Genomic DNA, 25,918 nt, shown 5'->3' with positions numbered 1-25,918 from the left:
AAGATTTAAAACAATTTATTTACTGCTTTTAAAACATTTGTTTATCAAATACAAACTAGGTACCACAAAAAGTAAACTCTACATCTTCATCGTGTGATGCTGATTGATTATAAAATTTAGTTTTTTGATTAATTCCATAAGGTTTTTTTAAAGTCGCAACAAAGTCATTTAAAAAACTATAATTGCCATCTTCAGCAAGTTTTATGGCTTTATTTACTTGATGATTTCTAGGAATAACAGTTGGGTTAGAGTTTTTCATCACTTCCAAAATTGGTTGTTTCGTATGAGTTAAATCAATAAATGAATTTGTATAATCTAACTCTTGTGATTGCATTTTAGTTAAATATTCAGATACTTCTTTATCATCAAAACTTTCAAAACCAAATTTATTTGACATCATTTGTTGCCATTTTTTTGTATATAATCCAGCGTAATTGTCTAAACGTTGTTGAGCAATTTCTACAGCTTTATCTTGGTTAGAATTAATCAAAGGCAATACACTTTCTGCTAACCTTGCGATATTCCAACCCGCTATATTTGCCTGATTTGCAAAAGCATAACGCCCCCTTCTATCAATAGAGCTAAAGACTGTTTGAGGATCATACTTATTTATAAAAGCACATGGACCATAATCTATAGTTTCACCTGATATTGTCATATTATCAGTGTTCATCACCCCATGAATAAAACCTACGCGTTCCCACTCTGTTATTAAAGTACTTTGTTTATCAATTACAAAATCCAGTAAGCCTAAAGCTTTATTATCTTCATAAGGAATATTATGTCTTTTAATCGTATAGTCTAAAAGCTCTTGAGAGTGATTTTCGCTTAGTGTAGCTGCATATTGAAATGTCCCAACACGAATATGACTGCTTGCAACTCTTACTGCTATAGCTCCTTGCTCTAAAGTATTTCTTTGAATATTTTCACCTGTAATGATTACAGCTAAAATTCTTGAGGTTGGTATTTCTAAACTATACATTGCCTCACTAACAATATACTCTCTAAGCATCGCCCCTAATGGAGCCTTACCATCTCCACCGCGTGAATACGCTGTTCTACCCGCTCCTTTAAGCTGGATATCTACACTGTCTCCTTCACTATTTTTACACTCTCCTAAAAGTATAGCTCTACCATCACCAAGAGTAGTGAAATGCCCAAACTGATGTCCTGCATAAGCTTGAGCTACTGGCTGTTTTGCAGAATATCCTAATAAAAAACCAAGTTTTTCTCTAGTACTATGATCATCAAACCTTATACCTAATTCTTTTGCAAGTTCATCATTAAATATCACTATTTCTGCATTTGGATATTTATATACACCTTGCTCAGTATAAAACTCTTGTGATAATTCTTTATAACTTTGGTTTAAATCAATCATAACTCTATTAAACTATACTAAATTGGTATAATTGTAACAAAATTTATAAAATCTGATAGTTTTAAGATAAAATATATTTATTGATAGTGCTTGGTATTGTGTATTATGGAATATCTTAAACTAGCTATTGTTGACTCTGAAAACTATAATAAGTTTGATGCTATTGCTGAAGGTAACTTTGATAGAGCTATAGTGTTTACTAATAGTCAAGAACTAGACCCAAACTTCAAAAAGACTCAAATCCATAATAATTTTGAACTTGTGCCTATTATTTATGGTGAAGGTAATAAGGACAACATGGATGGTTACATTTGTGCTAAAGTAGGTGAGTATGTTGAAAGATACAAAGATTATAGAACATACCTGACTATTACAATTTTTAGTAATGATAGAATTTTTAAAGGAATTGCAGCCTACTACACTCGTAAAGGCTTTAACATATCAACATCAGCGCCAAATGCTTGTAATATAGGTACAAGTAACACAAATCCAAAAGTTAGAATAAAACACTTCTTAGAATGCTTTAATGAGGTTGTAAATCAAAAGTTTAAAAGACAGACTAATGAAACTGAAAAAGAGGCTTTTTATAGACTTATCACAAGGAACCTTGATAAAGACATTCCTCAAGCAATAACAGATAGTTTCATTGATAATGGTATAGTTACTTTTGCGGAGAGATCTCGAAGTATTGTTTTTAATAAACATAAATACTTAGTATAAAGATCCCTCTCAATATTTTATTTTATAATCCTATTATAAACCCCAGCAAAATAATCAAACAATAATAATCAAATAGAATATAATATACAAATATTAATAAGTATACTCAAACAGCAATACAATATGGTAAATATTGATTTAATTAATAGTAGAATAATAAGAATACTAGGAAATTTAGTTAAGGGTATATCTATAGCTTTTCATAAAATATTTCCCAACAAAAGGTTTACAATTCCTGAGTATAGTGCACCACTAATAAAATCAAAGAAACAAATAGCAATACCAAAAATCATATGGCAAACAAATTTCACAAATCAGGTATCATTACCTATTTATGTTAATTATCTATTTAATAGAGTCATTGCTCCAAGTTATGAATATAGATTTATTTTAGATATTGACCAGTATATCAAAGATAATTATCCATATGCATTTGATGCATACTCTAAGCTAACTGTTGGAGCATCAAAGGCTGACTTGTGGCGTCTTCTAGCTCTATATGAACATGGAGGTATTTATATTGATATGGACGGTTGCTTAGTTGCTAAACCATCTAAAATATTAAAAGATAAAACTGAAATGTTTATAAAAGCAAAACAGTTATATATTACAAACTATTACTTTGCTGTTGCTCCTGGTAATGAAAAAATTCAACAATGTATTAATACTATAATAACAAACATAGAAAGTGGTGATACAAGTTTAGGAGTATGGAACCTCACAGGACCAGGTGTTATGGGTAAAATCATTAATAATGAAAATACTACATGGAGATACGCTAGAGAAACTTGTGTTCAAGGAGCTTTCACTAATGAATATTTTCAATATATAGATAAGTCCGAAGGTAAATGGACAAAAGTAAAAAATGATGATATTTTGAAACGCTAGATATTTACTATATATCGGTAATTTAGCTTCAATCATATCTTAGTTTACTGATGAAAGGCTGTTGATGTTAATTTTTAAATATGATGCCCCACTAGAAACTAGCTTTATACTCACCTAAAACCTTAAAAATTTCAGACTCATTATCAAGCTGATTTAACTTAGCTCTGAACTCTCGTGAGTTTGGTATATCCTGTAAATAGAAACTCGCATGAGTACGAATCTCTCTAACAGCTACTTTTGCAGTTTTTAATTTAATAAGCCTTTTTAAATGCTCTCCTAACACATCAACTCGCTCAAAAGCCGTTGGTGGTGGGATTATCTCACCAGTGTTTAAGTATTCTGCAATTTGCTTAAATATCCAAGGATTTCCACGAGATGCACGCCCTACCATCACAGCATCCACTCCTGTATGATCCATCATAGCTTTTGCACTTTGTGGACAAAATACATCACCATTGCCTATCACTACGGTATCTACAGCTTTTTTCACATCTCGGATAACATCCCAATTTGCTTTACCTGTATACATCTGTTCTCGTGTACGGCCATGCAATGCTATCGCACTTACCCCAGCATCTTCACAAGCTTTAGCGACCTCTACAGCATTTATACTCTGATCATCCCAACCAATACGCATTTTAACAGTTATAGGCTTATGTACTGCTTTTACTATAGTACTCAAAATTTCATGAATCCTATCAACATCTTTTAAAAGCGCTGCTCCAGCTTGAAGTTTTTTAGCAATTTTAGGCATCGGGCAACCCATGTTTATATCAAGAAAATCACACTCAGTATTTTCAGCAATATACTTAGTTGCTCCAACAAAACTATCTAAGTCTGTACCAAAAATCTGTACACCAAGAGGCTTTTCCGAGTCCTCCATATAGAGCATTTCCATAGTTTCCCAATGTCTATCTGCTACACCTTTGTTATTTACCATTTCAGTGTATATCAATCCAGCACCATGCTCTTTGCAAAGAGTCCTAAATGCACTATCACAAAAGCCTGCCATAGGAGCTAGCACTACATTATTTTCTATTTCAATATCAGCTATTTTAAAAGACATGATAAATTAAATACCTTATGATTAATTAAGTAGTTTTTGTAGATAAAAATTTGCATTGAGATAAATTAGGATATTTGAAAAATATAGTTTAACTATACATCTAGGTTCATTACATTTAGAGCATTTGACTCAATAAAGTCTCTACGAGGTTCTACCTCATCACCCATTAGCGTAGTAAATAAAGAATCAGCTTCAATGGCATCTTTAACTGTAACCTGTAATAAAATTCTATTATCAGGATCCATAGTAGTTTCCCAAAGCTGCTCGGGATTCATCTCACCAAGACCTTTGTATCGTTGTATATCATGACCACGACGAGCCTCTTTAAGTAGCCATGTAATAGCCATCTCAAAATTATCAACAAACTGCTTTTTATTACCTCTTTCAACAAAAGCACCTTCAAAAGATATATCCGATAACACTTCACCGTAAGTGATAAGATCTTCATAATCTTTTGTAGTAAAGAAACTATTTTTCATTACATAATCAGTATCGTAACCATTTATATAATGATTCACTCCATATGCAACTGTTTCAACACCCTCTTCATCAGTAGATCTATTTTCTATAAGTTTAAATTTTTCATAAGAAAGAGACTTTTCATTACATTTCTCAACAATTTCTGTCCACCATTGTGAGATATTATCATCAATAAACTTAGTGTTATAAGCCATTACCCTAAGCAATTTTTCAGGATAAATTTTTGCATACTTATTGATAACTTTTTCTGATTTTTGGTACAACTCATAATAGTTGTTTAAAATTTGTCCAGATATAGCTGTATCTTTTGCTTGTATCACAGCACTTTCAAGACCAATATTACCAAGATACTCTGCTAAAGCATCTTCATCCTTTAAATATGTTTCTTGCTTACCACGTTTTACTTTAAATAGAGGGGGTTGAGCAATATATAGATACCCTCTATCAACTAGCTCAGGCATTTGTCTATAAAAGAATGTCAAAAGCAATGTTCTAATGTGAGAGCCATCGACATCGGCATCCGTCATTAATATGATTTTATGATACCTAGTCTTATCAGGATTATAGTCCTCAACACCTATACCACAGCCTAAAGCTTTGATAAGAGTACCAACCTCTGCTGAACCTAGCATTTTATCAAAGCGAGCTTTCTCTACATTTAAAATCTTACCTTTAAGAGGTAGTATCGCTTGAGATTTACGATCACGAGCTTGTTTTGCTGAACCTCCTGCTGAATCTCCCTCCACCAGGTATAATTCAGAAGATGCTGGATCTTTTTCTTGGCAATCCGCTAATTTACCGGGAAGCCCTGCGATATCTAAAGCGCCTTTACGGCGAGTCATATCACGAGCTTTACGAGCAGCTTCACGAGCTTTACCAGAATCTAATATTTTTTCACAAATAATTTTTGCTTCTTTAGGATTCTCTTGTAAAAACTCCTGTAGCTTCTCATTAACTTGAGATTCAACTGCTGATTTTACATCAGATGAAACTAGCTTATCTTTTGTTTGAGATGAGAATTTTGGATCTGGCACTTTCACTGATAGTACTGCAGCTAAGCCTTCACGCATATCTTCACCAGTAAGAGATATTTTTAATTTTTTATTGAAACCTTCTGCTTCTATATAAGCATTCATAGTTCTAGTTACAGCTGCTTTCAAGCCAGATAAGTGTGTACCACCATCTCTTTGCGGAATATTGTTTGTAAAACAAAATATTGATTCTTTATACGAGTCATTCCACTGTAAAGCTAACTCAACAGCAATATCATCTTTTTCACCATTTACAGCGATTACATCTTCATGGATAGGTTTTTTAGCTCTATTTAAGTAAGATACAAACGCTTTAATACCACCATCATATTTGAAAGTTTCTGATCTATCAGCAATCTTATCGATAAGCTCTATTTTTACACCTGAATTTAAGAAAGAAAGCTCTCTAATTCTCTTCATCAAAATGTCATAATCAAAATCTACAAATGAGAAAGTTTCTTTACTTGGTTTAAATGTAATAATCGAACCACTTTTATCAGTTTCTTCTAGTTGTTTTAATGGATATTGCGGCACACCATGAACATATTCTTGAAAATATCTGTGACCACTACGACAAATATCTAAAGATAAAGATTCAGATAGTGCGTTCACAACAGATACACCAACACCATGTAGACCACCAGAAACTTTATATGAATTATCATCAAACTTACCACCTGCATGAAGTATCGTCATAATAACTTCAGCTGCAGAACGGCCTTCTTCTTTATGAATATCCGTTGGAATACCGCGACCATTATCACTAACAGATACCGAACCATCAGTATTTATAATAACTTTAATATCATCACAATGCCCAGCTAAAGCTTCATCAATCGCATTATCAAGAACCTCAAATACCATATGATGTAAACCACTGCCATCATCAGTATCTCCGATGTACATTCCTGGTCTTTTTCTTACAGCATCTAAACCTTTTAAGACTTTAATACTCGTTGAGTCATAAGCTTGATTTTCAGACATTACATAAACTCCAATTTATTTATGATATTTTTAAAATAACTAGTCGGTATTATACCACATCTTAGTACCCATATATAACAGACTTTAAGACCTCTTATAAACAAAAACTTTAAATTTCACTCAAAAATAGCTAAGATATCTAATTAATATGGTCTGATATAACATCACAATGATAAAAAAGAAAAATATTGTAGTCATCTCTATAATATCTGTCGTAGTCCTTGGCAGTTTTTTGATAGGCCAAAAACAAGGCGTCAAAAAGGCGACGAACATCCATGAGAATGAGATAAAAATACTAAAAGAAAATCTTGAATCTCAAACACCTGAAGACTCTACTGACTGTAGACCTGGGGTCAGCTCCAAGAGAAATAATTATGTAATTGGTTATGGTAGTTTAATGAACAAAGACTCTCGTAACATCACTGTTCCAGATGCTACATACGCAGCTCCTATATTAGTTAAGAACTTTGAAAGAATTTGGGCTTCTAGAGGTAACAAATCTAAGGCTACATTCCTTTTAGGAATCCCTAATAAAGGTTATGTAATGAATGCTATATACTACAAAGCTAAAGCTAGTGATATTTCAGCAACAGATCTTCGCGAAGCTTCTTATTGCAGAGTCAAAATACCAAGAAAAGACTTACTACCTCTTGGTGTGAAAAGCTTGCCTAAAGGTGACTATTGGATGTATGTAAAAGACTTCAAAGATGCTGAGTTCCCTACTGAGAAATTCCCTATCTTGCAGACTTATGCTGATGTCTTTTTAACCGGTTGCTTACAAACTCAAGCCGACTTTAATCTTACTGAATTTGGTAAGCTCTGTTTTAAAACGACCTATAACTGGGATTTAGCAAACTGGATGAATGATAGACCAGACCCCAGATACACTAGATACTCAAAAAACACTGAAAAATATCGCACACAAATTGATAGTATCATACACCGTATAGATTATGATGATGACCCACTTTAAACTTGTATTTCCAATATGAATATATCCCCTCGTAGAATCTGTATCGCACCGATGCTTGATTGGACTGACAGACATTATCGTTACATGATGCGTTTAATCACTAAACACACGATGCTTTATACTGAAATGATAACCTTAAACGCAATAATTCATGGAAATAAAAACTTTTTACTAAATTATAATGCCGAAGAGAACCCTGTAACTCTTCAACTTGGTGGCTGCGTTCCTGAAGATTTCATTTATTGTGGTAAATTAGCACAAAGCCTAAGTTATGATGAAATAAACATAAATGTTGGTTGTCCTAGTGAGCGAGTTAAAAAAGGTAATTTTGGTCTTTCATTGATGGCAGAGCCTGACTTAGTAGCTGATTGTGTTAAAGCTATGAAAGATAATCTTAGTATCCCAGTATCCGTAAAAACACGCATTGGTTATGATCATAATGATAATTATGAAGAGCTTTATAACTTTGTTGAAAAACAAGTTAATGCAGGTGTTGACTATCTATGTCTTCATGCTCGCAAAGGCTGGCTAAGTGGCTTATCTCCCAAAGAAAACCGTACCATCCCTGAGTTAAAATACGATACGGTTTATAACATCAAAAAAGACTTCCCAAATCTTGAGATTGGTATAAATGGTGGCATAACAACTGCTGAACAATCGCACGAGCATTTACAACATATTGATAGCGTTATGATTGGTCGTGAAGCATACCATAATCCTATGATTTTTAACGACTTTGATAATGAGTTTTATGGTACTGAAACAGAGCCTGTAACACCTTTAGAGGTTGCCTATAAAATGGCTGAATATATAAAAACACAAATGGAGCGCGACTCAAACCTTAAGCTAAACAACATCACAAAACACACTCTAAACTTATTTAATGGCTTACCAAATGCTAAAGTTTATCGTAGGTATTTAAGTGAAAATACTAATAAAAAAGGTGCTAGCGTAGATGTGTTTTTAGAAGCTTTAAAAGTGTTTGAAAAATAACTAGAACTACTAGACTAAACTAGAAACATCATCTATTTCAAAACCATTATATTTATCAAATATTCCTATCAAGTCAGCAGGGATCTTAGCTGGTCGCCCTTTTTCTAAATTTATCATAATCCATAAGGTTTCAGCTTTACATAAGAGTTTCTTATCTGATTTTCTGTATATATGATACTTACGCAAAGTAGAAATCTTTGTCGCACTTTCAACCCATGTAATAACTGTAATTTCATCACCTAAAAACCCTTGAGACATATATTCAATAGTATGTTTTTTTGCAAACCATGTAAGTCCTAATTCTTCAGTAATTTCAAATACTCCGTTAGCTTTGACATGCTCAATAGCAATATCTTGCATCCATTGTAGATAAACAATATTGTTTAGATGGTTATTTGGGTCAATATGTTCTGGTAAAACTTTTGTTGGATATACAAAGTATTTCAGTTGATTTTTCATTGGCTACCCAAAAATTCAACTAAATCACTATAACCACCGATTTTCTTTTCATCAATGAGTATCAAAGGTGTAGTTTGAAGATTATGCTTAGCTTTAAAAGCATCTATTTCAGCTTTAGTTTTTAAAATAATATCCTCAAATTCTAAGCCTTTTTCTTCTAATAGTTCTTTTGCTTTTACACCATACGGACAAGTTTTCTCAGGGGTTATCATGCGGTATAGTATAATTTTTTTACATGTATTTATCACTCTATAAGCCTATGCATTGGAAAAATCATATAAATATTATAAACCTTTAAATAGTTCTCCACAAATCTTATAACTTTCTAGAATATTTTCTAAAACTCTTTTGTAATTCATATATCAGTAAAATATTAAATGAAATATTAATAAACCTAAACAATCCTGAAGCTTCCTTATAAAAACTCTCTCCTCCAGATAATATATTAGGAGTTAAACTGCTAAAAAAACCATCTATCAAAGACTTTATATTATTGAAAGTATAATAGTCCCAATTAAAATATATTGGATTTGCTATAAAACATATAAAACAGGCAAAGTTAAAAGCTAGAACCCAAAAAAGAGCTTTGGGTATGGATGTACCATAATTACTCACTACCTTCTCATAACTTAATGTGAATTTATTAAAGAATTGCTCAAGTGATGAATTCTTAAAAAAATTTAGACTTTTTCTATGACTTTCACATTCTTTCTGATAATACTCTATAGCTTTAATTGAGTCCCCTTTTTTTTGAGCCTCACTTTTAAGTATTCTAAAAGTTTCTTGATCATCTATACAATTATAATCCATATTTTTGATACTTTCATTATAAAAACCTAAGCCTCCTTTATCTCTTAAGTTTATATATGCAAGATTTAGTCCCTTGTTAAACACAGTATCTCTAAGCACTACTAAATCATAAAAAGTAGTATACTGAAAACTAGGTTTAGTCTCAAAAATCACCTTATCAAATACAGAAATATCATTAAAGTTAACTCTGCTAAATATTGCTTTTTGCTCAAAGCATGTACCAAAGAAATCAGCTGTGCCATTAAATGAAGAATTACTAAAAAATATATCGCTCATAAAAGTATTATTTTTAATTTCTACTTTTCCATTAAAGGTATTATTTGAGAAATCATATTCTGCTTTAGTCTCCTGCGTATCATTAAACATAAAAGCTTTATCTAAAATATTCTCTGTAAAAGATACACTTTTAGCATTTTTAAAAAGTAAGCTACAATCGAATTTTTCTAAAAAAGAACAATTATTAAATATAATATTACCTGTAAACTCTATGTTTTCATCTATATTTAGCCATTTAAATGCACACTTTTTAAACTCTAAATTAGAGCAATTTTTAGTTATTTCTAGCTGATTAAAATAACAACCTTCAAAAGAGACTCTTTCTACACATTCTAAACTAGGTATATGATCAAGTCTGAGAAAATGACAACGAATTATTTGAATGTTACCTACATGTTTACTACTATCATTTTTGTTCAGTATTTCTTTCAAAAGATCTGAAGATGTAAATATACAGTCAATAAATCCAGAACATTGAAGTTTATCCTCTTTAAATATATCTATCGGTGAAATATCAAAATAAATAGTAGAGATAGGCTTACCTCTCAAACTAGAACAATTTTCTAAATTAGGTAAATCTTTAAGAAAAATCACAAAATTCTTTTTTATAACATTATATTTTTCTGGGATATTATCTTCTATTAATGAAATATGACAATTTATAGGGACTTCTTTAACATACTTATACCCATCATTAAATATGAAACTAATTTGTCTACTATTTTCTTCATATTTAACATTAGTTAGATATATTTGCATTTTCATCTCCTATCTTATTCAAAACCTCGCAAACCTCTTCAGCAACCCTACTCGGAAATATTCCAACAAAACCTCCAAGTTTTTTTGCTACGTTATCACCAGCTAGACCATGAACATATACGGCTAATCTACTTGCTGATAGAGTATTTAAACCTTGAGCTAAAAATGCTCCAATAATTCCAGATAAAACATCGCCTTGCCCTGCTACTGCCATACCTTGATTACCAGTAGTATTTATATATATTTTATTATCTTTACAAATTAAGCTTCCAGCTCCTTTTAGTACTACTGTAGCATTATATTTTTTAGCTAAAGTTCTAATTGCAGTAAATCTATCTTCTTGAATTTCTTTGGTTGTACAATCAAGCAACCTTGCAGCTTCCGCTGGATGAGGTGTTATTATTTTGTTTTCTAAATTTATGAACTTCTCTCTAATTTGCTGATTTGTTACGATTATATTTAGCGCATCTGCATCAAAAATTGCTAGTTGAGTTAGATTATCAATTATCGATTCTAAAATTTGCTGAGAGTCATCAGTAGTATCAAAACCAACACCAACGGCTAAAGCTGAAAAAATATTGATATTTTTAGGGACATTTTTCAAAGATTTAGTCATTAGCTCAGGCATAGACATATCAGCTTTAAAACTTTGATCTAAAGGTATCATTGAAACTTTACCACATCCACTATAAAGAGCCGAAGCACCTGCTAACTGCAATGCTCCATTCATGCCCGTATTACCACCGATAATGCCAAGATTGCCGTAAGTACCTTTATTAGTGTTTTTCTTTTTTCTAAGTATAGTAGTCAAATCAATATTTTTTACTGTATTTTTATAAACACAATAACCTGATTCACTAAGCTTGATTATAGAGCTATCGATGAGTTTAGACACTGTAACCATACCAGCATGGTCTAGACCCGCACCTGTATGCAAACCTTGTTTATTTGATAAAAATGTAATGGTTTCATTAGCTACTATTGCATCACCATAAATCTTCGCATTAAAAGCACCTAATCCACTTGGAACATCTATTGCTAAAGTGTATTTTGACTGCTTGTTTATAGCACTTATTAACTCTAATATATCTGTATCTAGATTTCGATTAAGTCCAATACCAAATAGCCCATCAATCACAACATCATACTTACTAACTTTAGGCAGCTTAAGTAAAGGTTGTTTCAGCTGGCAGTATTCATGATAATATATGTTATTAATTTCATTTGTCTGCTTACTATAACGATATAGGTCAACACAATAGTTTTTATGAATTAATTTAATAGCTGTTGCTATTGCATCACTGCCATTATTACCTGTGCCCGCAACCAGAAGAATTTTGGTTTTTTTATTAAATTTATTCTTTATAAATTTTACAATTTCATCTGAAGCTAGATCTATAAGATTAAGATTTTCACTAATAGCATAGTCTTCTATTTCTCTATTTTGTTTTTCTGTAAGAAACATTGTATGAAGCAAGATTTATATAAGCATTACTGTATTATCGCAGATTTTAAATAACCTTAGCAACTCATAAAACAAAATCACCAATAAAATATATGAAAAAATATTAATAATTAAGATAGGCTGTCAAATTACTACATCTAGCGTTTGAGTAAAGAATCTTACAAGAAGAAATACGTTTATCAACGAATAATAAACGTATCAAAAACTTTTTAGAATATATTTTAGTGATAGAAGCTAATAAGATTTATTTTCCAACCTTATTTAATGTCCTTGTAATTTCTTGACCTTCCCACTTAGCTATGCCAACACTATCTAAGCCTTTCTTTTCAGCATCTCTATGTGAAATAACAAAGATATCTTTTTTTATGCTATCAGCATTTTGATTTAATTCTGCTTGACTCATTCCAGCAAGCTTAGTAGGCATAATAATAATATCATGAGGACCTTTAAAACCAATTGTTTTGCCAAGTTTTCTTGTTTGTAACTCTTCTGTTTTGGCTTTTTCTAATAGTTCTTTTTTATCAAAATCTATACCTAACTGTTTAGCTACTCCATCAACATCAGACTCTGTAAGTTTACCATTAGCAATACGCTGATCAAAGATAGCTTTATCATATGCCATAAACAACTCTGATCCACCTTGAAGATATGCTTCACTTGCAATTAGTGATGCATAGTTAGGAACTTTTGCATCTCTTTTTGGTGATGGATATGCTTTAAAAATAAATTTAGCATTAGGATGCTCTTTCGTAAGCTTTGCAACCTGCTTAGAGATTTGAGCACATGTTCCACAGCCAAAATCAAAAAAGACAACGACTGCTTGTTTTGCATCTTTAGGTCCAAATGTTGGAGTTTTCGGATCATTTAGGATTTCATTAATAACTACTGGTGTTACAATTGTCTCTACAAACCCATTTGCTTGAGTTTGTGTATATGCTTCTGGGGCTACTGGTGGCTCTGATTTATTTGAGCAGCTCACTAATGCTAATGCAGAAACTCCAATAATTGCTGAAAGTATTTTTTTCATACTAAAAAACCTTACCTTAAATTATAAAAATGTTTTCAAGAATGATGATCTTGATGGATGCTTAAGTTTTCTAAGAGCTTTTGCTTCAATTTGACGAATTCTCTCACGAGTTACATTAAACTGCTTACCAACCTCTTCTAAAGTATGGTCTGTGTTCATACCTATACCAAAACGCATCATTAAAACTTTTGCTTCTCTTTCTGTAAGCCCAGTTTCAATAAGCTCTTTTATAGCTTCACGAAGATTTTCTAGGTTTGCAGCTTCTATTGGAGAATAGTTGTTTTTATCTTCAATAAAATCACCAACAGTAGAATCTTCATCATCGCCAATAGGACTTTCCATAGAAATAGGAGTATGTGAGATGTTAAGAATTTTTTTAAGCTTCTCTTTAGTCATATTTGGAGTAAATTCGATAATCTCTTCTTCCGTCGCTTCACGTCCTTTTTCTTGTAAAACTTGGCGTTTAATACGATTAACTTTATTGATAGTCTCTATCATATGTACTGGCACACGAATAGTTCTAGCTTGGTCAGCAATAGATCTTGTGATTGCTTGACGAATCCACCAAGTAGCATAAGTTGAAAACTTAAAACCTTTACGATAATCAAATTTATCAACGGCCTTCATTAGACCAATATTACCCTCTTGGATAATATCTAAGAAGTGTAAACCTCTGTTTGTATATTTTTTAGCTTCAGAAACAACCAATCTTAAGTTTGCTTCAATCATCTCTTTTTTAGCTTGAGTAATTTTTGCTTCACTCTTAGATATTTCTATATTTACTTTTTTAAGCTCTGCAATATCCATCATCATTAAATCTTGAAACTGGATAACTTGCTTAGTTAAAAGTTCAATTTCTCGAACGATATTATCAGTAAACTTATATTTTTTAGTCAACGGAGCAAGCCAATCAGTCTTACCAATAGTATAAACTTTTATAAACTCAGCTCTAGGAGTTTTTGCTCGTTCAACACTTAGTCGCATAATCTTTCTTTCAAACTCTTTTACTCGCACAAAAGGTTGCTTGATATAGTCAACGAGTTTTTGCAAATGAGTTGTTGAAAGCCTTAGACAATCAAACTCTTTAACTATTTGAGTATATAGTTTTTTAGTAGGTTTTTTACGGTACTTATCAAATTGAGTTTCAAGATCAATAAAGAAATTATAAGCCCTTTGTGTATCAATCTTCTCATCATGATCATCTTCAGCAACTTTTTCCTCAGAAACTTGTTCATCACTAAAGCCTGCCATAATTTCATTAAAACGAAGATATTTAGCTACTGGTTCATCCTCTATATCTTGAGAACTCATATAGTCTTTAGCTTTTTCTTCTATCTCACGAAATCTTTCAATATATGTTTTGATAACTATAGGGTATTCTAAAATTGTACTAAAAACTTCTGTCGTACCCTCTTCAATTCTAATAGCAATCTCTGTTTCACCTTTTTTATCTAAAAGGTCAACAATCCCCATTTCACGCATATACATACGGATAGGGTCAGAAGTTTTTCCTTTAAGGTCATCAAGATTAGCCTCACTAACTTTTCTTTCATCTTCTTCTTCTAATTGTGGAGTTCTATCATATACTTCGATACCAGCATCTACTAATATTGCTTCAATTTCTTCATATTTTTTAGGGTCGTCTGAGACATCGCCTGGTAGAGCATCAAGGATATCGGTTCTAGTCAAATAACCTCTTTCTTTACCATCAACTATCAGATCTTTTAAGTCCGAGAGTAAGTCTTCTTTTGTCATTATAATACTCCAATAGGATTTTCTATATTTTATATAATAGGTTTTTATCTTTTATATTTTAAACTAATTACTCATTTTTGCTACCAAATATTTCCTCTCCATCTCCTGAACTTCTGTTCTAAAAGGCAATGTCCCCAGATATTTAAGTCTTTGTCTAATACTACGGCTTTCAGCAACTTTTAAATTACTTAAAAGCTGATGATTATAAGAGCTTTCACAGTTTTTCTTAAAACTATGCTCTAATCCATAACTCATCAATTCAAAAAAATAATCTCTAAAATCTGGATACTCTTCACACAAAAGCTGAATCAATATTACTGGTTGCATATCTATAGATGAGTCTTCTTTTAATATTTTCAAGGCCTTTGATAATATTGCTAATCTTTTTGAACCTTCAAAAACCTCAACATCTTTGCTTTTTATAGCTTCAATCACATCCTGTGTATTTACAAAAATCTCAGCAAGTAACTTCTCCTCTAACAAAAGATTTTGAGCTATTTTTTTCTGTACTATTTTTGGCTGATTTGGATGATTTTCATCGTTCACGTCTACGAATTTTTTACGCGATTTTAAAAGCTTCTGTATTTGCTCCACCTTTAAACCAATCCTCTCTGAAATAGTAGCTATAATGCTTTCAGAATATATATTTGCTTCAACCTCAGAAACAAAATCTTTAAGGCTCTCAACAACTTCAGCCTTTGATTCAGCTTTTGATAAATCTTTGTCAGCAATAAAACTATTAACCAAAAACTCTGCTACTGGTTCAGCATTTTCAACTTTCTCTTGAAACACACTTAAACCATGACTTTTGATAAAATCATCCGGATCTTTACCATCTGCTAAACTAAGTATTTTAAGCTTTTTATTTGCATCTAAAATTGGTAATACAATTTTGATAGTTCTAGTCGCAGCCTTTTGTCCAGCTGAATCACCATCAAAGCACAATACAACTGAGTTTGTTTCTCTAAACAATATTTTTGCATGATTCTGTGAAAAAGCTGTTCCTAGCGTTGCAACTGCTCCATAAAAACCAAAGCCGGCCAAACCAACCACATCCATATAGCCTTCAACAACTACAAGGCTTTCGCTAACTTGTTGTTGTTTTTTTAATTGGCGATACTCATAAAGCCCGTACAGCACATTGTTTTTTTGAAAAACTAGTGTCTCAGGTGAGTTGATATATTTAACTCCTTCAACATCTTCAATAACTCTGCCACCATAAGCAATCACACTACCCTGAATATTACGAATTGGAAACATAATCCTGCCGCGAAAACGATCATAAACCCTACCGCTATCATTTTTGATAGCTAGACCACTTTCAAGTAATATCTCTTGAGGTATTTTAATACTATTTGCAAAATCCGTAACATATGTCCATCCTTCTGGTGCATATCCAATACCAAAAGTCTTAGCTAAAGCTCCATCCACTTCTCGTTCTTTAAGATATCCAATTGCTTTATCTTTTGTAGGTGCATTACCTAAATTCCAACGATAACATTTCTGTGCTGTTTCTAAGAAGCTTATACATTTTTTATAAAGCTCGTCTTTTTGAATGTCTTCTTTTGAGTAGTTTTCATACTCTATAGGTTTTCCAACTATCTCAGCAAGAGTCTTTACAGCATCTATAAACTCAAGATTATTTATCTTCTTAACAAACGTAAGTGCATCACCAGATTCTTGGCAACCAAAACAATGAAAGAAGTTTTTAGAGGCATTTACAGTGAATGATGGTGTTTTTTCATTATGAAAAGGACAACAAGCTTTATAATTTTTACCTGCTTTTTTTAAATTCACAAAACGAGAAACAACTTCAACAATGTCAGCACTTGAAACTAGCTCTTTAATGAAGTTGTTTTGAATCCGCTTTGCCATATATTAGAATTATCGGTTAAACTAAATTTGATTTAACTATAGCGCTTACTTTGCTCATATCTGTTCTGCCAGCTAGCTCATTTTTTACTGCTGCCATAACTTTACCCATTTCTTTCATAGATGTAGCTCCAGCTGACTCTATAGCTTTTTGAACTATCTCGATAACCTCATCGTCACTTAACTGTTTAGGCATATATTTTGTAAGTATTTCTATCTCACTTTTTTCACCTTCAGCTAACTCAGACCTATCCGCTTCAATAAACTGTTTATATGAATCTTGGCGCTGCTTGATCATTTTTGTGATTATTGCAATAGTAATATCATCTGTAATCTCAACTTTTTCATCAATCTGCTTTTGCTTGATTGCAGACATTGCCATTCGAATAGTTGTAAGTCTATTTTTATCTTTATTTTTCATTGACTCTTTCATATCTTGAGTCAATTGCTGATATATTTGTGACATTTATTAAAATTGATTCCTAAAAGTAGTAGAAAGAGCTTACCATAAGTAAACCCTTAAGGTCGATTAAATTATTATATTCTTGCTATTATATTGCTTTTATAGGCTCTTTTAACAGCAGCTTGTTTTTTTCTTTTACGCTCACTAGTTGGCTTTTCATAGTACTCTCTTTTGCGTACTTCTGTAACCACTCCAGCACTTTCGCAAGATCTTTTAAATCTTCTAAGCGCTATATCAAAAGGCTCTCGTTCTTTAACTCTAATGCTCGGCATATCTTATCACCTCACTTAAAAATGCCTATATCTAAGTTAATCAAATTTTAGACCATATCTAGCCTAAAAATCATAACTCATGATTCTACCATATAGCATTTAAAAAGCAATTTCTAATTCAGATACAGCAATTTTGATTAAAACCCATAGGTTTGCTATAATGATGACTTCATTAAAACATTTCTAAGCCAATAAAATATTTATGAAATTTAAACTCTTTGATAAGACCTTTCAAGCTGGTGAGTCTGCTACTCTTGCGATGCCTTTACCTAGTATGTATTCATGTGCACCTATGTATTTACCAATAAAAATACTAAATGGTACAAAAGAAGGTCCATGTATATTAGTCTTTGGTATGCTTAATGGCAATGAATTTAACAGCATTGAAATCATAAATAATCTACTCGATGAGGTTAATCCTAAAAACTTAAGTGGTACAATTATTGCTATTCCTGTTTTAAATATATTTAGCCTTGTTCAAACAGTAAAGCATAATACTCCATTAGAACACGCCTTTCCTGGTGATGAAAACGGCTCATATATGCATAGATATGCCAACAGAATCACTCAGGAAATTATTAAAAAGGCCGACTATTCTATCCAACTCAAAACTGGTAACTTAGATTCTGAAATTCTTCCTCAAGTTTACTATAATGACGATGACGATGTTTCTTTGAAGATGGCTAGGGCATTTCAAACACCCGTAATTACAAGTGTAAACATGTCAAGAACCAGTGTCCGCAAGATTCACCAAGATTTAGATATTCCATTCATCTGTTATGAAGCTGGTGAGGCAAATAAGTTTAATGAAGAAGCTATAAACATTGGTGTTTCTGGTGTTAAAAATGTATTTAGAAAGCTTGAAGTACTTGATGATGAAGAATATAAACAGCTAGTCAAACCAGTCGTATCTGAAGATACAGAGTGGACTATTTCTGATCAATCAGGCATTTTGCGTACCGAAATAGAACTAGGAACTAGAGTCAAAGAAAATCAAAAAATTGGTAAATTAATAGACCCTTTTGGTAATAATGAACCTGTAGCATTAAGATCTCCAATCGATGGGATAATTGTTGGTATAAATAACTATCCTCTTATCAAAGAAGGTGATCTAGTTTTTAAAGTTTCATCATTTCATGATGATGAAAAAGCTGAAGCTAAACTAGAAGACTGGGAAAAAATAGCAGAAGAAAACTTCAACGATGAATAATAAACTATCAATACTAAGTATATCAATATGGTTAACTTGTGCTATTTTCTTTATGTACGAGTTTTTGCTAAGGACTATTCTTGGTACATTTGAACATCAAATTATTTCTGACCTTAATCTAAGCCTACTTACTTTTAGTGTTCTTAGCTCAACAGCTTATCAGCTTACTTATGGAGTTATGCAAATACCTGTTGGTATTATTACAGATAAACTTGGCCTAAAAAAAGCCCTCACCTTAGCAATACTAGTGTGTGCCTTAGGTGTTGGATTGTTTGGTTTATCAAGTAGTTTTGCAGCAGCTCTTGTTTATAGAGTGATGATTGGTTTTGGTGCATCTTTTGGTTTCTTATGTCTTTTAATCGCTGTATATGATTGGTTGCCTCATAGGCACATAGGCCTATTCATAGGATTATCTCAGTTTATTGGAGTATTAGGTCCTATGATGGCGGCTGGGCCTTTAGATTCGTTATCTCAATCTGGCGGTATTGACTGGCGTTATGTCTTTATCATACTTGCTATTGTTGGTGTTATTTTAGCAGCTATCACTATTTTCATAGTTAAGAACAATGATGAATCTACCGATAAATTTGTCATCGTTGAAAGCTCATCAGGGCTTATAGATGGCATTAAAACTTTAATTAAAGATAAGCAAGTATGGTTAATAGCAATATTTTCTGCAACAACATATCTTGCTATAGAATACCTTTCTGAAAATGCCACTAAATCATTTTTACAGCTTAACGGCTATGATGCTAAATTAGGCTCTTATCTTATAACTCTAGCTTGGTTAGGTTACGGTATAGGTTGTCCTACTTTAGGGTTCATTTCAGATAGCTTAAAGAGAAGAAAACCTGTAATGATTGGAGCTGTATCATTAGCATTTGTTTCATTAGCTACTATTATTTATTTACCTATTAATGAATTTATACTTTACGCAGCATTTATATGCTTAGGCTTAGGAGCTAGTGGGCAAAGCATCGGTTTTGCGATCATTGCAGAACAATGTAAGCCTAATTATAGAGCAGCCGGCCTTGGTGTGAATAACTTCTTAATTATGTTCTCAGTAGCGATAGGAGCTCCACTGGTTAGTAGTGTTTTAGATACACTAACTGGTGGTAAAAAGGCTTGTATTCATGATTATGAAATAAGTCTAAGCATTTTACTTGGATTTACAGCTCTTGGGATAATCATAAGTACTTTCTTAGTTAAAGAAACTTTTTGCAGATCAACTAAAGAAGTTATCATAGTAGAGTAGTTACAAACCTTTTATACACCTTTTTTATATTTATCTAGAATCAGCTTACTCATAATTATAGTACTAACTAGAAGAGGAAGTAATAAAAATATAAATGCTTTATCAAACACTTTCTCACTTATTTCTCCTGTTAATGGTCCTCCATTAATATAGACACTTATATAACTTATAAAGTACTGAAAAATAGCTCCACATAAACCAATAACCATATTCACAATTGCCAATGCTGTAGCTTTGACTTGGGTTGGGAAGATTTCTTCAACTACTGAAAAAGCTAAGAGCATACTAGAAACACTAAAACCTATTAAAAAGAATATCACATAAAGAAAATCTTGAGAGATGAAGTTATTTGCTAAAATCACAGCTGAAAATAAACCAAGCGTTATTATATTACATATAAGCATCCAAACTCTTTTTTCTCCAAATAAGCTTGCTATAAATCCATGACTAGGTCCACCGACTGCTATTCCCACAAACATCATTACACTTATTTTTGCAGCAATATGAGCACTAATACCATAAACTTGCTCAAGAAATAATACATCGTAAAGTTCAGAAAAAGCATTAACAACAATCCCAACCATTAAGCCTGCATAAATAGCCAAAAGCCATAATCTCTTGTTTAATAACAATTTCAAGCTTTCTCCAAAACTCAAATATGTTTTTGAAAGTTTAGAGTCTTGTGGAACTGAGTACTTAAGAAATGCAAGAATGATAATACTCCAAAATACTCCAAAGTATCCAATAACTGCTAATGCTGACTGCCAACCATATATATTAACAAGCTGATGAAGATAAACTTGTCCAAATATACCACCAAGAACACCTATGGTATTTGTAAGTCCCACCGCTATTGGAAATACTTTTTCAGGCAAGACATCCGCAGCGACTTTAAGCGTACCAATAAAGGCTACAGCGGAACCAATAGCTATTAACACCCTACCAATAAGCATTGTATTTAATGATGGATCATATACAAAAAACAATATCCCTAAACTCATTACAAGACACGAAAAGCTCAGCATGACTTTTGAGCCGAACTTATCTAATAAAATACCTGCTGGAACTTGAGATATAGCATAAATGGGAAAATAAATACTCATAATATAAGCAATATCTTCAACACCGACTCCCATTCCATCAGATATAGGTTTTATTAAAACACTTGGTGCTGTATGCTGAAAATAATCCAAACCATAGAATACAGCGGCAATAATCCATATTGCCCAACCAATTAAGAGAGTATGTTTTGTTGACTTCATAATTCAAAATATAACTAAAGACTATTGTATAAGTATATAGCATCTAGAGCTGTTTTAATAATACAGACTTATAAAGTAATTTTATATTTTTAAAGGTTGAAGAAATGACCTAGTAAAAGCCTCATTTTTAAATTTCATAATATTTATTTAATATGTCTAGTTTTAAACAACAAAAAATCTTTAACTTCTTGTTCTTGTACTAATGGCAGTACTTCTTTACGAATACGACTATAATAATTATTTATAGTTTTCTTTTCTGTATAAGTAAGCATCCAAGTTTCTATAAGTTTAAATTCATAAGGAATAAGAGTTAAGTCCTCAAAACAGTAGAAAGGTCCATGTCCTGTTGGTGAGTCTTGTTTGCGTTCTTTCACATAACATAGGTTTTCTATTCTAATACCAAATTCACCAGGAAAATATGCTCCAGGCTCATTACTTAAAATCATTCCTGGCATCAATGGTACCTGAGCTTTTGGCCCAATTGATTGTGGTCCCTCATGCACTCCCAAGAAACTACCCACCCCATGACCTGTGCCATGACCATAGTCACTACAGAAATGCCATAGATGTTCACGAGCCAATATATCTAATTGCGAACCAACTGTTCCTTGTGGAAAAACAGCTCTACCCAACCCTAAGTGTCCTTTTAAAACTAAAGTATAATACCTACGGTGCTCCGACTCTGGACGACCAAAATGTAAAACTCGTGTAATATCTGTAGTGCCTTCATTGTACTGTCCTCCTGAATCACATAGCAAAGGCGCTTTATCGTCAATAGTCTTTAGATTTTCATCATCTTTAGCATTATAGTGAATCACAGCTCCATTTGCACCGTGACCTACAATATATGAAAAACTGTCTTCAACATAACCTTTCTGCTCAGCTCGACATTCCCTAAGTTTTGCCATTGCATCAAGCTCAGTTTTGCCTTCAAAATTGTTTTCCATCCACCACCACCATTTGATAAATGCAGCAGCATCTTTTCTATGAGCTTCTTGAGAACCATTTAGTTCCATAGAGTTTTTAAGTGCTTTACTTAGTGTAATAGGTGATTTATCTACTGTTATAACACTATCATTATTTTGTGAAATAGCTTGCTTCATCGCAAAATTAGCACTCCGATTATCCAACAAATATTTAGCTTCATACTCTGCCAAATCGATAAAAAACTGACTATAATTCTTTACTGTTATAGCATTTTCACTTAGGTAATCTTTAACTTCATTAGTAAGCTTTTGCTCATCCACATAAAAGTAAGTCTGATCTAATGTTACAACTAAATAACTAATACTTACTGGAGTGTTTTGAGTATCTCTACCACGAATATTTAAACTCCATGCAATATCATCTAAGCTTGAAACTACTAATGCCGTTTGATTGTTTTCTTTTAATTCCTTGCGAATATTGCTTAGTTTTGATTTTGTAGACTGTCCTGTATATTGTATTTCATGTAGGAAAACTTCTGATACTGGAATATCTTTAGTGTCTTTGAGTTCTTGTTGCGCTAAAGCAACTAAGTTTTCATTATCAAACACTACTTTAGCATTATGCTTTTCAGCTAACTTTAAAAGATTTTCAGCTCTAGTAATATTTATTTTCTTAGGATCAACAGCTAGCGTTTTACCTGCAAAATTATCATCCAACCAAGACTCTATTTCTGATGCATATGCCTTTTGCTTTAATAAGCTAAACTCATTATTATCTAATTGATCAAGAGCTTGAGTAAAATACCTACCATCTGTGGACAAATACGCATGATCCGAAGTTACTAGCACATCACCAGCAGAGCCATCAAATTCACTTATCCACTCTCTATATGCCCAACACTTAGGTACATATTCGTTATTATGGTCATCAATTGATGGCACTAAATAGAAATCATAAGCTTTATCAGTCATTAGTTTTCTTAAAGTATTTAATTTAATAGACATATTTTCTCCAAATTTTTTTTAGACATAAGACTAGTTAGAACAGGCATTTGTAAGCCCAACTTAATAGCAACTCTAATATTATCCTTTAATAATACTGTCAAATAAGCTATTTTTAAACATAGAAATTAAAATAGATGTCGTTGTTAAATGTATAATCAATTAATAGCCTGTTGTTTGCTGCTAGTATTTTCATCAAACATATATGCTGAGAGCATAAGATATTTTTGCCCATCACCCCATGATTTCAAGCAAATCAATGGTTCTCTAAAAGCAACAACAAATTATAATGGCTTCAAACATGATTGGAATGGTAAAGTCAAATCACCATCACAATATCCGGAGTTTCCAATCACATTTGCTGGAGCAAATCTGACTAACTGTAAAAATAATATTTGTGATGTGAAGTGTTATTATTACTCAAATATAGAAAACCATCTTATAACAGCAAATATTGACTCAAATAAACTAATCCAAATATATGAACAACCAAATACCTTCATCAAGAACCTCAACTGTCAATTCTTTGAGCATATTGATTGTCCTTTTTACTTGGACTCACATTCTATCTAATCATAACTCTATTCAAGCCAAATAAAACTAGCTTGCCTGCCTGTTTTACTGTCTTTACGATACGAATAAAACCTTTTATCAGAATATGTGCATAACATTGAATCTACAATATCAACACAATGATTTTCGTTTAGAATGTGTTTCGCGATAAATTTCATATCAAACAAATATTTATTACCACCTTTAGGTACAAATGCTTGAGAAAATGATTTATTTTGAGCTGTGAAATACTCAAATACATTTTCGCCAACTTCATAGTGAGGTTGACTTATACAAGGGCCTAACCAAGCTACCATGTCTAAACCAATAAACTCTTTAAGAGTCGCTTCGATTACACCTTGAGCTAGCCCTTTCCAACCAGCGTGTACTGCAGCAACTTTTGTTAATTTCTTATCAAAAATCAATATTGGTAGACAATCAGCTGTAAGCACCACACAAACTTGGTTAGGCTTATCTGTAATTATCGCATCACATGAAATACCATCGTATTCATCAAAAGTTGTAGCTATATTTGTATGATTTTGATTCAACCACTTTATTTCACCACTTACATAAGAGCTAAAAAGGTTACGATTATTTTCAACAGTTAAAGAATCATCACCAACATTATCGGAAAGATTAAACTTTGCAAACTCTACTTTACTAAAACCCTTATCAGTAGTCGTATACCCAAGATTTAAACCGTTGAATGATGTGTTTACAAAAACTACTGACATATTGTTTTCTACTTATTTATTTTGCGTAATTATTTTTTACATAGCGTTCTACAATTTCTATAAAGTCATCCGAGATATTTTCACCCCTCAGGGTATGAGCCTTTTTACCATCAATAAATACAGGAGCTACAGGAGACTCTCCACTACCAGGTAAACTTATACCTATATCCGCATTTTTTGATTCTCCAGGACCATTTACAATACAGCCCATCACTGCAACTTTCATCTTTTCTACACCTTTGTACTCTTTTTTCCAAGAGTGCATTTTTTCATCAAGATGTTCTTTAACTTGTTGTGTAAGCTCTCTAAAGTATGAGCTTGTAGTACGACCACAGCCAGGACAAGATGTCACACTAGGAGTAAATGCTCTAAGCCCTAAACCTTGTAGTATCTCACGGCAAACTCGTACCTCTTCCGTACGCGGTGCATTTGGAGCAGGTGTTAGAGATACTCGTATGGTATTACCAATACCTTGTTGTAAAAGTATGCCAAGACTTACCGCACTAGCAACTATACCCTTAGTACCCATACCTGCTTCTGTAAGCCCAAGATGTAGAGCATAATCACATTCTTTCGCAAGCTTTTGATAAACTGTAACTAAATCCTGAACTTCACTGACCTTACATGAGATTATGATTTTATTTTTTGCTAATCCAAGTTCTTCTGCATATTTGGCACTTTCTATCGCTGATGTTATCAAAGCTTTATGCATAATTTGTTGTAATGGTAATGGATTTTCTAAAGCCTGATTTTCATCAATCAATTTAGCTAATAATCCTTGGTCTAAGCTTCCCCAATTTACGCCTATTCTTACAGGTTTATCATTAGCTATAGCTATATTAATTATCTCAGCAAATTGAGTATCTTTCTTCTTACCAAAACCAACATTACCTGGATTTATACGATACTTAGCAAGAGCTTTTGCACACTCTGGATATTTAGTCAAAAGCGTATGCCCATTGTAGTGGAAATCCCCTACTAATGGCACATGACAATCATGTTTAGCAAGTTCTGTAACTATAGTTAGTACTGCTGCAGCTGCGGCTTCATCATTTACAGTTAGTCTTACTATCTCACTACCTGCTTTATATAGTGCTAAGATTTGCTTTACAGTCTTTTCAATATCTGCAGTATATGTATCAGTCATTGACTGAACTACAACAGGGTTTTCACCACCAATTAAGACATTACCAACTTTTACAGTATTTGTTTTGTACATATTAAAACCTAACCAATTGTTCTTATTCAAAATTTTGACATAAATTATATAGCGTAATTATATCATTTTTAAAACAAATTA

The 25,918-nt window shown here is 32.4% G+C and carries 23 protein-coding genes; 7 read left to right on the top strand and 16 right to left on the bottom strand.

Annotated features, from left to right (window positions below):
• Positions 1 to 55 precede the first annotated feature (55 nt).
• Positions 56 to 1,381, bottom strand: a complete 1,326-nt coding sequence (locus tag CDH04_RS03435; protein WP_112869695.1) for a protein adenylyltransferase SelO — start codon at positions 1,379 to 1,381, stop codon at positions 56 to 58.
• A gap of 105 nt (positions 1,382 to 1,486) precedes the next feature.
• On the opposite strand from CDH04_RS03435, the gene CDH04_RS03430 reads away from it, so the two are divergent.
• A complete protein-coding gene (locus tag CDH04_RS03430) occupies positions 1,487 to 2,101 on the top strand; it encodes a PIN domain-containing protein (protein ID WP_112869694.1) in 615 nt (204 codons plus the stop codon).
• Between the two features lie 123 nt (positions 2,102 to 2,224).
• Entirely contained in the window at positions 2,225 to 2,989 is a 765-nt protein-coding gene (locus CDH04_RS03425) for a glycosyltransferase family 32 protein (protein WP_112869693.1), read from the top strand.
• 91 nt (positions 2,990 to 3,080) lie between these two features.
• Here the strand turns inward: CDH04_RS03425 and dusB are convergent, their stop codons facing one another.
• Together dusB and gyrB are read right to left on the bottom strand one after the other, a co-directional pair.
• Positions 3,081 to 4,055, bottom strand: coding sequence for a tRNA dihydrouridine synthase DusB (gene dusB, locus CDH04_RS03420; RefSeq protein WP_112869692.1), 975 nt, complete (start codon positions 4,053 to 4,055; stop codon positions 3,081 to 3,083).
• 92 nt (positions 4,056 to 4,147) lie between these two features.
• On the bottom strand, positions 4,148 to 6,550 hold the full coding sequence (gene gyrB, locus CDH04_RS03415; RefSeq protein ID WP_112869691.1) for a DNA topoisomerase (ATP-hydrolyzing) subunit B: 2,403 nt from the start codon (positions 6,548 to 6,550) through the stop codon (positions 4,148 to 4,150).
• 172 nt (positions 6,551 to 6,722) lie between these two features.
• Here gyrB and chaC point away from each other — a divergent pair, with 172 nt between their 5' ends.
• A complete protein-coding gene (gene chaC, locus CDH04_RS03410) occupies positions 6,723 to 7,523 on the top strand; it encodes a gamma-glutamylcyclotransferase ChaC (RefSeq protein WP_112870883.1) in 801 nt (266 codons plus the stop codon).
• A 15-nt stretch (positions 7,524 to 7,538) separates the two neighbouring features.
• Entirely contained in the window at positions 7,539 to 8,516 is a 978-nt protein-coding gene (dusA, locus tag CDH04_RS03405) for a tRNA dihydrouridine(20/20a) synthase DusA (RefSeq protein WP_112869690.1), read from the top strand.
• A gap of 9 nt (positions 8,517 to 8,525) precedes the next feature.
• Here the strand turns inward: dusA and CDH04_RS03400 are convergent, their stop codons facing one another.
• From CDH04_RS03400 to rpsU, 9 genes are all read right to left on the bottom strand, one after another.
• Positions 8,526 to 8,975, bottom strand: coding sequence for an acyl-CoA thioesterase (locus CDH04_RS03400; protein WP_112869689.1), 450 nt, complete (start codon positions 8,973 to 8,975; stop codon positions 8,526 to 8,528).
• Positions 8,972 to 9,187 carry a glutaredoxin family protein gene (locus tag CDH04_RS03395; protein ID WP_112870882.1) on the bottom strand — a complete coding sequence of 72 codons (216 nt, stop codon included), beginning with the start codon at positions 9,185 to 9,187 and terminating at the stop codon, positions 8,972 to 8,974. The genes CDH04_RS03400 and CDH04_RS03395 overlap by 4 nt, the downstream gene beginning before the upstream one ends.
• A gap of 103 nt (positions 9,188 to 9,290) precedes the next feature.
• Positions 9,291 to 10,820: a hypothetical protein gene (locus CDH04_RS03390; RefSeq protein ID WP_112869688.1), complete on the bottom strand. Its 1,530-nt coding sequence runs from the start codon at positions 10,818 to 10,820 to the stop codon at positions 9,291 to 9,293.
• On the bottom strand, positions 10,801 to 12,285 hold the full coding sequence (locus CDH04_RS03385; protein ID WP_112869687.1) for an NAD(P)H-hydrate dehydratase: 1,485 nt from the start codon (positions 12,283 to 12,285) through the stop codon (positions 10,801 to 10,803). Before CDH04_RS03385 ends, CDH04_RS03390 begins: the two co-directional genes overlap by 20 nt.
• Before the next feature lie 244 nt (positions 12,286 to 12,529).
• Complete coding sequence (locus tag CDH04_RS03380; RefSeq protein WP_112869686.1) at positions 12,530 to 13,312, bottom strand: thioredoxin domain-containing protein; 783 nt, start codon at positions 13,310 to 13,312, stop codon at positions 12,530 to 12,532.
• 21 nt (positions 13,313 to 13,333) lie between these two features.
• Positions 13,334 to 15,067, bottom strand: a complete 1,734-nt coding sequence (gene rpoD / locus CDH04_RS03375; protein WP_112869685.1) for an RNA polymerase sigma factor RpoD — start codon at positions 15,065 to 15,067, stop codon at positions 13,334 to 13,336.
• A gap of 63 nt (positions 15,068 to 15,130) precedes the next feature.
• The gene (gene dnaG / locus CDH04_RS03370) at positions 15,131 to 16,942 is read right to left on the bottom strand and encodes a DNA primase (RefSeq protein WP_112869684.1); all 1,812 of its coding nucleotides are present in this window, start codon (positions 16,940 to 16,942) and stop codon (positions 15,131 to 15,133) included.
• A 16-nt stretch (positions 16,943 to 16,958) separates the two neighbouring features.
• Positions 16,959 to 17,405, bottom strand: coding sequence for a GatB/YqeY domain-containing protein (locus CDH04_RS03365; protein ID WP_112869683.1), 447 nt, complete (start codon positions 17,403 to 17,405; stop codon positions 16,959 to 16,961).
• Between the two features lie 71 nt (positions 17,406 to 17,476).
• Positions 17,477 to 17,674 (bottom strand): 30S ribosomal protein S21, encoded by a 198-nt coding sequence (gene rpsU, locus CDH04_RS03360; RefSeq protein ID WP_112869682.1) that lies wholly within the window; start codon positions 17,672 to 17,674, stop codon positions 17,477 to 17,479.
• Between the two features lie 202 nt (positions 17,675 to 17,876).
• On the opposite strand from rpsU, the gene CDH04_RS03355 reads away from it, so the two are divergent.
• Positions 17,877 to 18,884, top strand: a complete 1,008-nt coding sequence (locus CDH04_RS03355) for a succinylglutamate desuccinylase/aspartoacylase family protein (protein WP_112869681.1) — start codon at positions 17,877 to 17,879, stop codon at positions 18,882 to 18,884.
• A complete protein-coding gene (locus CDH04_RS03350; protein WP_112869680.1) occupies positions 18,877 to 20,139 on the top strand; it encodes an MFS transporter in 1,263 nt (420 codons plus the stop codon). The genes CDH04_RS03355 and CDH04_RS03350 overlap by 8 nt, the downstream gene beginning before the upstream one ends.
• A gap of 11 nt (positions 20,140 to 20,150) precedes the next feature.
• On the opposite strand, the gene CDH04_RS03345 is transcribed toward CDH04_RS03350, so the two are convergent.
• Together CDH04_RS03345 and CDH04_RS03340 are read right to left on the bottom strand one after the other, a co-directional pair.
• Positions 20,151 to 21,401 carry an MFS transporter gene (locus CDH04_RS03345; protein ID WP_112869679.1) on the bottom strand — a complete coding sequence of 417 codons (1,251 nt, stop codon included), beginning with the start codon at positions 21,399 to 21,401 and terminating at the stop codon, positions 20,151 to 20,153.
• A 143-nt stretch (positions 21,402 to 21,544) separates the two neighbouring features.
• A complete protein-coding gene (locus CDH04_RS03340; RefSeq protein WP_112869678.1) occupies positions 21,545 to 23,332 on the bottom strand; it encodes an aminopeptidase P family protein in 1,788 nt (595 codons plus the stop codon).
• 147 nt (positions 23,333 to 23,479) lie between these two features.
• On the opposite strand from CDH04_RS03340, the gene CDH04_RS03335 reads away from it, so the two are divergent.
• Positions 23,480 to 23,902 (top strand): hypothetical protein, encoded by a 423-nt coding sequence (locus CDH04_RS03335; RefSeq protein ID WP_112869677.1) that lies wholly within the window; start codon positions 23,480 to 23,482, stop codon positions 23,900 to 23,902.
• Between the two features lie 8 nt (positions 23,903 to 23,910).
• Here the strand turns inward: CDH04_RS03335 and pgeF are convergent, their stop codons facing one another.
• Positions 23,911 to 24,618 (bottom strand): peptidoglycan editing factor PgeF, encoded by a 708-nt coding sequence (gene pgeF, locus CDH04_RS03330; RefSeq protein WP_112869676.1) that lies wholly within the window; start codon positions 24,616 to 24,618, stop codon positions 23,911 to 23,913.
• A gap of 16 nt (positions 24,619 to 24,634) precedes the next feature.
• Positions 24,635 to 25,837, bottom strand: a complete 1,203-nt coding sequence (gene ispG, locus CDH04_RS03325) for a flavodoxin-dependent (E)-4-hydroxy-3-methylbut-2-enyl-diphosphate synthase (RefSeq protein ID WP_112869675.1) — start codon at positions 25,835 to 25,837, stop codon at positions 24,635 to 24,637.
• Positions 25,838 to 25,918: the final 81 nt, after the last annotated feature.

The sequence above is a fragment of the Francisella adeliensis genome (assembly GCF_003290445.1).
GTDB classification, from domain to species: domain Bacteria; phylum Pseudomonadota; class Gammaproteobacteria; order Francisellales; family Francisellaceae; genus Francisella; species Francisella adeliensis.
This window is presented reverse-complemented; position numbering and strand designations above follow the sequence as displayed.

Coding starts and splice junctions, on each gene's coding strand:
- CDH04_RS03435 (WP_112869695.1), bottom strand. CDS start 1,381: ATGATTGATTTAAACCAAAGTTATAAAGAATTATCACAAGAGTTTTAT.
- CDH04_RS03430 (WP_112869694.1), top strand. CDS start 1,487: ATGGAATATCTTAAACTAGCTATTGTTGACTCTGAAAACTATAATAAG.
- CDH04_RS03425 (WP_112869693.1), top strand. CDS start 2,225: ATGGTAAATATTGATTTAATTAATAGTAGAATAATAAGAATACTAGGA.
- dusB (WP_112869692.1), bottom strand. CDS start 4,055: ATGTCTTTTAAAATAGCTGATATTGAAATAGAAAATAATGTAGTGCTA.
- gyrB (WP_112869691.1), bottom strand. CDS start 6,550: ATGTCTGAAAATCAAGCTTATGACTCAACGAGTATTAAAGTCTTAAAA.
- dusA (WP_112869690.1), top strand. CDS start 7,539: ATGAATATATCCCCTCGTAGAATCTGTATCGCACCGATGCTTGATTGG.
- CDH04_RS03400 (WP_112869689.1), bottom strand. CDS start 8,975: ATGAAAAATCAACTGAAATACTTTGTATATCCAACAAAAGTTTTACCA.
- CDH04_RS03395 (WP_112870882.1), bottom strand. CDS start 9,187: ATGATAACCCCTGAGAAAACTTGTCCGTATGGTGTAAAAGCAAAAGAA.
- CDH04_RS03390 (WP_112869688.1), bottom strand. CDS start 10,820: ATGCAAATATATCTAACTAATGTTAAATATGAAGAAAATAGTAGACAA.
- CDH04_RS03385 (WP_112869687.1), bottom strand. CDS start 12,285: ATGTTTCTTACAGAAAAACAAAATAGAGAAATAGAAGACTATGCTATT.
- CDH04_RS03380 (WP_112869686.1), bottom strand. CDS start 13,312: ATGAAAAAAATACTTTCAGCAATTATTGGAGTTTCTGCATTAGCATTA.
- rpoD (WP_112869685.1), bottom strand. CDS start 15,067: ATGACAAAAGAAGACTTACTCTCGGACTTAAAAGATCTGATAGTTGAT.
- dnaG (WP_112869684.1), bottom strand. CDS start 16,942: ATGGCAAAGCGGATTCAAAACAACTTCATTAAAGAGCTAGTTTCAAGT.
- CDH04_RS03365 (WP_112869683.1), bottom strand. CDS start 17,405: ATGTCACAAATATATCAGCAATTGACTCAAGATATGAAAGAGTCAATG.
- rpsU (WP_112869682.1), bottom strand. CDS start 17,674: ATGCCGAGCATTAGAGTTAAAGAACGAGAGCCTTTTGATATAGCGCTT.
- CDH04_RS03355 (WP_112869681.1), top strand. CDS start 17,877: ATGAAATTTAAACTCTTTGATAAGACCTTTCAAGCTGGTGAGTCTGCT.
- CDH04_RS03350 (WP_112869680.1), top strand. CDS start 18,877: ATGAATAATAAACTATCAATACTAAGTATATCAATATGGTTAACTTGT.
- CDH04_RS03345 (WP_112869679.1), bottom strand. CDS start 21,401: ATGAAGTCAACAAAACATACTCTCTTAATTGGTTGGGCAATATGGATT.
- CDH04_RS03340 (WP_112869678.1), bottom strand. CDS start 23,332: ATGTCTATTAAATTAAATACTTTAAGAAAACTAATGACTGATAAAGCT.
- CDH04_RS03335 (WP_112869677.1), top strand. CDS start 23,480: ATGTATAATCAATTAATAGCCTGTTGTTTGCTGCTAGTATTTTCATCA.
- pgeF (WP_112869676.1), bottom strand. CDS start 24,618: ATGTCAGTAGTTTTTGTAAACACATCATTCAACGGTTTAAATCTTGGG.
- ispG (WP_112869675.1), bottom strand. CDS start 25,837: ATGTACAAAACAAATACTGTAAAAGTTGGTAATGTCTTAATTGGTGGT.